Source organism: Vibrio sp. V42_P2S4T144 (assembly GCF_009904715.1).
In the GTDB taxonomy this organism is placed as follows: Bacteria; Pseudomonadota; Gammaproteobacteria; order Enterobacterales; family Vibrionaceae; genus Vibrio; species Vibrio alginolyticus.
In genome coordinates, this window is sequence record NZ_WXWS01000039.1 from 1 (window position 1) to 8,822 (window position 8,822).

Annotated in this window: 8 protein-coding genes; 2 read left to right on the top strand and 6 right to left on the bottom strand. The window is 45.8% G+C overall.

What is annotated here, in order from left to right:
- On the top strand, positions 1-445 hold a 445-nt coding region (locus CAG68_RS01185; protein WP_161440696.1), incomplete at its 5' end, for an arsenate reductase/protein-tyrosine-phosphatase family protein.
- Between the two features lie 46 nt (positions 446-491).
- Here the strand turns inward: CAG68_RS01185 and ispH are convergent.
- The 6 genes from ispH to murJ form a co-directional block, all read right to left on the bottom strand.
- Entirely contained in the window at positions 492-1,457 is a 966-nt protein-coding gene (ispH, locus tag CAG68_RS01190; protein WP_017636164.1) for a 4-hydroxy-3-methylbut-2-enyl diphosphate reductase, read from the bottom strand.
- Positions 1,458-1,481: 24 nt separating this feature from the next.
- A complete protein-coding gene (fkpB, locus tag CAG68_RS01195) occupies positions 1,482-1,913 on the bottom strand; it encodes an FKBP-type peptidyl-prolyl cis-trans isomerase (protein ID WP_005381922.1) in 432 nt (143 codons plus the stop codon).
- A 144-nt stretch (positions 1,914-2,057) separates the two neighbouring features.
- Positions 2,058-2,564 (bottom strand): signal peptidase II, encoded by a 507-nt coding sequence (lspA, locus tag CAG68_RS01200; RefSeq protein ID WP_005381924.1) that lies wholly within the window; start codon positions 2,562-2,564, stop codon positions 2,058-2,060.
- 73 nt (positions 2,565-2,637) lie between these two features.
- The gene (gene ileS / locus CAG68_RS01205; RefSeq protein WP_017821497.1) at positions 2,638-5,466 is read right to left on the bottom strand and encodes an isoleucine--tRNA ligase; all 2,829 of its coding nucleotides are present in this window, start codon (positions 5,464-5,466) and stop codon (positions 2,638-2,640) included.
- 64 nt (positions 5,467-5,530) lie between these two features.
- Complete coding sequence (gene ribF / locus CAG68_RS01210) at positions 5,531-6,466, bottom strand: bifunctional riboflavin kinase/FAD synthetase (protein WP_005381933.1); 936 nt, start codon at positions 6,464-6,466, stop codon at positions 5,531-5,533.
- A 69-nt stretch (positions 6,467-6,535) separates the two neighbouring features.
- Entirely contained in the window at positions 6,536-8,098 is a 1,563-nt protein-coding gene (gene murJ, locus CAG68_RS01215; protein ID WP_005381936.1) for a murein biosynthesis integral membrane protein MurJ, read from the bottom strand.
- A 305-nt stretch (positions 8,099-8,403) separates the two neighbouring features.
- Between murJ and rpsT the strand changes: the two genes are divergently transcribed.
- Positions 8,404-8,664, top strand: a complete 261-nt coding sequence (gene rpsT / locus CAG68_RS01220; protein WP_005381938.1) for a 30S ribosomal protein S20 — start codon at positions 8,404-8,406, stop codon at positions 8,662-8,664.
- Positions 8,665-8,822: the final 158 nt, after the last annotated feature.

An 8,822-nucleotide genomic window follows, 5' to 3' on the forward strand; every position in this document is an offset into this window, starting at 1 on the left:
GCACAACGCTGGACGAAGCGTCCTCGCGGAGTCAATCGCAACCAATATCCTGCCAGCAGATTTTAGTGTCACCAGTGGAGGCTCACATCCCACAGGCAAGGTGCACCCAGTGGTGCAAAAATATTTAGATGACCACCAACTCCCCATTCCGCATATCCACACGCATTCATGGGAGGAGCGAACTCAGTTTCTTCCCGACATCGTTATTATTCTCTGTGATTCTTTACATCAAGAAACCGCTCCTCAGTGGCTTGCAGGTGGTGTTCGAGTAAACTGGCAAGTTGATGCTTTTCCGACCGATGGTTCTGATGAAGACATGTACGCACATTGCGAAAAGGTTGCTCAATCGCTTGAGCGAAGAATCACGAAGATGTCTGATATGATTATCGATGGTTTAGGAAAAGACCAAATTCGTGATTACCTAAATGAGTTAAGAGAGATGTAAAAAAGGCGACCCACAGGTCGCCTTTTGAATATTCGATAAATGGAGACTAATCCACTTGCTTGATTTGCAGTTCTTTAGGTACTTCAAAGAACATATTCTCTTCACGGCCAAGTACTTCATCAACCGCTTCGGCACCGACGAGTTCTTTGATTCGCTCTAGAATCTGATTAACGAGCTCTTCCGGAGCAGATGCTCCCGCAGTCACGCCGACCTTTGTTTTGCCTTCGAACCACTCAGGTTTGATATCTTCCGGACAGTCGGTTAAGTAGCCAGGTGTCCCTAGCTTTTCAGCTAGCTCTTTAAGACGTGTAGAGTTTGATGAGTTTTTAGAACCCACCACAACCATCACATCTACGTCACCAGCTAATTCACGTACGGCATCTTGGCGGTTTTGTGTCGCATAACAGATATCGTCTTTACGTGGACCTTGGATATCTGGGAACACGCGGCGTAGCTCTTCGATAACATCGGCAGTTTCATCGACAGAAAGCGTCGTTTGGCTTACGTAATGAAGATCGGATGGATCTTTCACAATCGCCTTCAGTTTCTCAACATCGGCTGGAGTTTCAACCAAGTACATACCACCGGTTTCACTGGCGTATTGCCCCATCGTACCTTCGACTTCAGGGTGACCTGCGTGACCAATCAGAACCACTTCCATATTACGACGGCTCGCACGCGCCACTTCCATATGCACTTTGGTTACTAAAGGACACGTTGCGTCAAATACGGTCAAATCACGCAGCTTCGCTTCCTGACGAACCGCCTGCGATACACCATGAGCAGAAAAAATCACAATGTTGTTGTCTGGCACTTCGTGCAGTTCTTCAACGAAGATAGCACCACGCTGTTTTAGACCTTCAACCACAAAACGGTTATGCACCACTTCATGACGCACATAAATCGGTGGCTGATACATCTCTAGCGCACGCTCTACGATGCTAATCGCGCGGTCAACACCAGCACAGAAACCACGTGGGTTAGCTAACAGGATTTTCATTTCATTGCTCATGGAAGTTATCTTTTATTTGGTTCGCTATTCTACTGACAAAATTTCAACTTCGAAAGTCACGTCTTGTCCCGCTAGAGGATGGTTGAAGTCCACAGTGACTGAATCGCCTGCAATCTCTGTAATAATGCCCGGGATTTCCATGCCATCAGGGCCACTGAAGGCCATGATTGTACCAACTTCCACTTCTGCATCACCTACAAATTTAGTGCGATCCATATAGTGAATATGATCAGGGTTTGGCATACCAAACGCGTCTTCTGCCTTTAGCTCAATCGCTTTTTGTGCGCCTGTTTCGAGGCCTATCAAGCACTGCTCAAAGTTTTCACTCAAGCTGCCATCACCCATAACAAATTTCGCTGGTTTACCCATGTTATGAGTACTATCTGCAACCGATCCGTCTTTCATTTTAATCGTAAAGTGAAGGGTTACTACAGATTCATTGGTTATTGTTGTCACGTTAATGCTTCCTTGTTCTTGGGTTATTACGCTGTCAGCTTGGTCTTTTTATACATTGATATGCTGATTGGCGCTCCAACATAATAAAAAGCGTCGCTCGAATCAACGGACGACGCTTAGGGTTATTCGATATATCGCAAAAGGTTACTTGTTAGCGTCTTTTTTACGGAAGCCATCCAGAATAATCATTGCCGCACCAATACAGATCGCCATGTCAGCAAGGTTGAATGCTGGCCAGTGGTAGTTACCCCAGAAGAAGTCTAGGTAATCAACAACAAAGCCATGAACGACGCGGTCAAACACGTTGCCCACTGCACCACCAATAATCAGTGCATAAGCAATGTTGTTCCATTTTTCTTTTGCTGGAAGCTTGCTCATCCAGTAGGTCAAAAGACCCGTCACAACAAACGCGATACCTGTAAATAACCAACGCTGCCAACCAGCTTGATCGCTCAAGAAGCTGAAAGCGGCACCGTAGTTATGAACGTAAAGTAGGTTGAAGAATGGCAACACCTCAATTCGGTTTGCCCATCCGTAGCCCATGTTGTCCATCACCACCAATTTGATGCCAATATCTGCAATAAATACCAGAATTGCTAACCACAGCCAGCGAACTCCAGATTGCTTTAACGTCAGTGCTTTTTCACTCATTACTTTACCTACAAACAGCCCCAGTAAATACTGGGGCTGTTAATTTTAAAAAAAGTTCAGTCGTTCTAGGCAATTACGCGAATTTACGTACTTCACCTTCGCCGTCTACGTTAGACACACAACGACCACAGATCTTCTCGTGACCTTCAATTGTGCCTACGTCTGGCGTGTGGTGCCAACAACGGTCACACTTCTCGCCTTCAGCTGCTGCTACTTCTACAAACAAGCCTTCGATATCCGTCGCTTGTGCTGCATCCGTCTTCTCACCTAGAGGCTTAACTTTCGCCGCAGAGGTTAGTAGAACAAAGCGCAGTTCATCTTCAAGTTTGTTGATCTTCGCCGCTAGTGCGTCATCAGCAAATAGAGTCACTTCAGCTTGTAGTGCACCACCAATGGTTTTCTCTTTACGCGCATCTTCTAGAAGTTTGTTTACCGCACCACGAACCGCTTGGATCTCAGACCAGAATTCGTTGTTCAGCTCTTCACCTTCAGCAAGACCGAATAGACCGTCGAACCACTCACCAGTGAATACGAACTTGTCGCGTTGACCTGGCATTTCGTTCCAGATTTCATCTGCAGTGAACGACATGATTGGCGCCATCCAACGAACTAGCGCTTCTACGATGTAGTAAAGTGCAGTCTGACAGCTACGTTGAGCGTTGCCGCCACGTTTTGCTGTGTACTGACGGTCTTTAATTACGTCTAAGTAGAAAGAGCCCATTTCGATTGAACAGAATTGCATTAGACGCTGAGTTACACCGTGTGTGTTGTACTCTTCGTATGCTTTAACAATCTCTTCTTGTGCTGCTAGTGCACGACCAACCGCCCAGCGATCTAGCGCAACCATCTCTTCAACAGGAACGATGTCTGTTTCAGGGTTGAAGCCGCTCAAGTTAGCTAGGAAGAAACGCGCTGTGTTACGGATACGACGGTACGCATCTGCGCTGCGTTTTAGGATTTCATCAGAAACCGCAACTTCACCAGTGTAGTCTGTAGAAGCAACCCATAGACGAAGAATGTCAGCACCTAGCTTGTTGGTTACGTCTTTTGGCGCAACCACGTTACCGATAGATTTAGACATCTTACGACCCTGACCGTCAACCACGAAACCGTGTGTCAGTACTTGTTTGTAAGGTGCTTCGTCTTTCATCGCAATAGATGAAATTAAAGAAGATTGGAACCAACCGCGGTGTTGGTCAGAACCTTCTAGGTATAGGTCTGCACTGTTGCCGTTGTACTCTTCACGAGCATCAACAACAGAGAAGTGAGTGACACCTGAATCGAACCATACGTCTAGCGTATCTAGCACTTTTTCGTATTGGTCAGCGTCAGCACCTAGTAGTTCAGCGGCATCTACATCCCACCATGCTTGGATGCCTTTCTCTTCAACCAGCTTAGCGACTTTCTCGATCAGCTCTAGCGTGTTTGGATGAAGTTCTGCTGTTTCTTTATGAACAAACAGAGCAATTGGCACACCCCAAGTACGTTGACGAGAGATACACCACTCAGGGCGACCTTCGATCATACCTTCGATGCGGCTTTGACCCCACTCAGGCATCCACTCTACATTCTTGATTGACTCTAATGCTTTAGCACGTAGGCCAGCTTGGTCCATAGAAACGAACCATTGAGGTGTAGCACGGAAGATGATTGGGGTCTTATGACGCCAACAGTGTGGGTAGCTGTGCTCGTAAGCGTGGTGGTGTAGTAGTGCACCTTTTTCTTTTAGTACTTCTACTACTGCATCGTTCGCTTTAAATACGTGCTGACCAGCAAATAGCTCTGTATCTGGTAGGTAAACACCGTTTGAGCCAACTGGGTTTGCTACTTCTAGGTTGTACTTGTTACCAACCGCGAAGTCTTCTTGACCGTGACCAGGAGCAGTGTGAACAACACCAGTACCTGAATCAGTCGTAACGTGATCACCAAGGATCGCCGGTACAGTGAAATCGTAGAATGGGTGTTGGAATTGAGAAAGCTCTAGGTCCGCACCTTTAGCAAAGCCAAGGTTGTGGAAGTGCTCGATACCCGCACGGTCCATTACGTCTTTCGCTAGCTCAGCAGCAACGATGATACGCTCAGCGTTGTCGCCTTCTGTTTGGATAAGCACGTACTCTAGATCATCACGTAGACATACTGCGCGGTTTGCAGGCAGTGTCCAAGGTGTTGTTGTCCAGATAACGATAGATACGTCACCGTGACCTTCATGACCTTCTGTCAGTTCAAATTTAGATAGCAGTGCCGCTTCGTCAGCCGCTTTAAAACGAACGTCGATAGATGGCGATACTTTATCTTTGTATTCTACTTCCGCTTCAGCAAGAGCAGAACCACAGTCTGTACACCAGTGAACAGGTTTGAAACCTTTTAGCAGGTGACCATTGCTTGCGATCTTACCAAGAGCACGAATAATGTTCGCTTCAGTTGCGAAATCCATAGTGCGGTATGGCTTGTCCCACTCACCCATGATACCAAGGCGTTTGAAGCTCTCTTTCTGACCTTCAACCTGACCTGCTGCGTATTCACGACATTTCTCGCGGAATTCCGCTGCTGTCACTTTTTGGCCTGGCTTACCTACTTTCTTCTCTACCATTAATTCGATTGGTAGACCGTGGCAGTCCCAGCCTGGGATGTAAGGTGCGTCAAAACCTGAAAGTGTTTTGGATTTAATAATAATGTCTTTAAGAATCTTGTTTAGTGCGTGACCAATATGAATGTCACCATTTGCGTAAGGAGGGCCATCGTGCAATACGAATGACTTTTTGCCTTTCTTAGCTTTACGGATTTCACCGTAAAGATCTTCTTTGTACCAACGCTTAAGCATTTCTGGCTCACGATTGGCCAGGTTGCCGCGCATTGGAAACCCTGTTTCAGGTAAGTTCAGGGTATCTTTATACTCACTCATCGATTCTTAATTCCGTTATATTGGGCGAAAATTAGACATTATGTTGAACGGTGGAATAAACCGCTCAACGCTTAAGCTGACGCAGCCACACCCTTGCTGCTTCAGCATCCAATTCGATTTGTTGTTTAAGTGCTTCAAACGACTCAAACTTTTGCTCATCTCGAAGTTTATGCAAAAGTTCCACTTCTAGTTGCTTGCCATATAAATTGGCATGAAAGTCGAATAAGTGCACTTCTAACTGTTGGCGAACACCATTGACGGTTGGTCTTTGACCAATATTAGCAACACCACCAACTGGCTTATTTCCTAAGCCAAGCGCTTGAACAACATAGACTCCGGAAACCGGAGAAACACAGCGTTTCAAAGGAATATTTGCAGTAGGGAACCCAATGGTTCGACCTAGCTTTCTTCCGTGAGAAACACGACCGCTGATGCTGTAGTTTCTTCCCAGCATCTGTTGCGCGGAATGCAAATCGTCACGCGCCAGCGCTTGACGGATAGCCGTACTGCTGACACGTAATTGTTGTAAACAAAAGCTCTGGGTACTTACGACATCAAAGCCGTATTTTTCCCCTGCTTCCTGCAGCATTGCAAAGTTACCTGTACGGCCTTTGCCAAAGCAGAAATCATCACCAACGACAAGAAACTTAACACCCAAACGCTCGACCAACAAGTCACGGATAAACTCTTCCGCGGTTAAACTTGCAAAATGGCGATTGAAATTGACACACAGTAAGCGGTCAATATCGAGCTTACTCAATTGCACGAACTTATCGCGTAATCGCGTCAACCTTGCAGGTGCCTTGTCTTTGGCAAACAGCTCCATCGGCTGAGGTTCAAAGGTCATCACAACAGAAGGCAAGGATAGCCTGTCCGCTTGCTCAGACACTTGCTGCAATACTTGTTGATGGCCTTTATGGACACCATCGAAATTGCCAATAGTCAGCACACAACCATGATGTCGCGGGTTGATATTGTGAATGCCTCTAATCAGTTCCATTGGATACTGCTTTCTGCCTCTGTTTTACTTTACACTGTGTGAAACTGACGGATTATATACTAATCACCCTCAGTCTGTCCCAGCTTTTAGGTCTTTTAAACGCGCACCAGTTAAAAATAGAACCACTAGGTAAACTACGGCTCCTAAACCGATCAACATCCCTAGCACCGCGCTTCGGTGAGCAAAGCTCCAGCCCAGCCATACTGACATATCTTCCAGTTGCCATAAGATTGCCGCCACCATCGCCGCGCCAGCAATAGCTAAACGTATAATAAAGAAGACGGTTCGCTTAGTGATTTGGTATACCTCTGCGATGTGCAGGCCACGATACAGCAGTGCCATATTCACAAATGCCGATAGTGCCGTCGCGATAGCCAAGCCAACGTAGCCATAGAAGTACGCAAAAATTGCATTAAATACCATGTTGGTCACCATCGCAATGATGCCGTATTTCACTGGCGTTTTAGTGTCTTGACGCGAGTAATAACCCGGAGCGAGCACTTTAATCAGCATAAAGTTCAACAAGCCTGAAGCGTAAGCAAAGAGTGACAATGATGCTTGATGTACGTCTTGTGGCGAAAACTCACCTCGCATGAATAACACCATCAACATAGGTTTTGCCAGTACCATCAAACCAAGCATTGCAGGAAGGCCAAGTAAGATCACCATGCGCACCCCCCAGTCCATGGTTTGTGCGAATCCTTCATTTTGTGCGTCAACATGTTTGCGTGATAATGCTGGTAAAATCACCGTTGCAATAGCAATACCAAACAGACCTAACGGGAATTCCAACAAGCGATCTGAATAGTACAACCAACTGATCGAACCGGTTTGCAGAAAGCTGGCAATAAAAGTATCAAACAACAAGTTGATTTGGCTTACCGACACACCGAACAAAGCAGGAATCATTAAGGTTCGGATCTTCACCACGCCCGGATCGCGCCAGCCCCATTTCGGCTTAACCATAACCCCCGCTTTAATAAGGAAAGGGATTTGAAATAAGAACTGAACCAAACCACCAAGGAAAACACCGATGGCAAGGCCAATCTCTGGCTGTGACATCTGCGGCGAGATAAACCATGCTGCCAAAATGATCATTACGTTGAGGAAGACGGGAGTAAACGAAGAAACCGCAAACTTACCTAGTGTATTGAGAATGGCTCCCGATAGGGCAACAAAAGTGATGAACCATAAATAAGGAAAGGTAATCTTGAGCATCACGCTAGCAAGTTCGAACTTCTCAGCCGCGGGACCACCATGCATCCAGTCTAGGAACCAACCAAAACCAAACAGTGCAGTCACCACTCCGGAACCTAGAACACCTAAGATGGTAACAATTGAGACTATCACCCCTAATGTACCCGCCGCACGAGCAATGAGCTCCCGAGTTTTATCCATGTCGCCTTGAGCATGGCTTTCCGTTAAAACAGGTACAAACGCTTGGGAAAAAGCACCTTCAGCAAACAAACGTCGTAAAAAATTAGGAATTTTATTGGCGAAGAAAAAGACGTCTGCGCTTGCTCCTGCCCCCATTAAATTTGCCACTACAACATCACGAACTAGGCCAAGAACGCGGGAAATAAATGTCATAGCACTGACGATCATGCCAGACTTGAGTAGTCGTTTACTCACTGTAACCTCGGAATATCACCATAAGACAGCTAACCCTATACTGTTTCTCTGACAGGTGCTGCAAATAGACGTCAAAAATCTATCCGCGGGTTGTAAGGAATAAGTGTGCCTTTCGCGGATAATTATTAGCATTGGTATAAAAATGCTGTTAGAATCCCCGCCATCTTAACCGCGATAACCTCTCTTACCAAAATTTGTTTTGGCTTAGATCGGTTTTTGCACAAATCATTTGACATTTAAGCGCAAATGAGGGATATTCCTCGCCCTTAAATTGTCACAGAACTAAGTTTTTGGGAGTTAGACCCTTGGCAAATAGTAAATCTGCTAAGAAGCGCGCTATCCAAGCTGAGAAACGTCGTCAGCACAATGCTAGCCGTCGCTCAATGATGCGTACTTACATGAAGAAAACTGTTGCTGCTATCGAAGCAGGCGACAAAGAAGCTGCAACTGCTGCATTCGCTGTAGTTACACCTATCCTAGACCGCATGGCAACTAAAGGCCTTATTCACAAGAATAAAGCAGCTCGCCATAAGTCTCGTTTCGCTGCACAAATCAAAGCTCTTTAATAGAGTCCTAATTTTACAGTGAAGAAAAAACCGACCTTGTGTCGGTTTTTTTATATCTACAAAGTTTTCTTAATAAAAAAAGCTGGCAATGCCAGCTTTTCTTTTTCTGAATGTCCCATTTAAAGACATCAGCTTATTCATTACCCATATAACGCTCA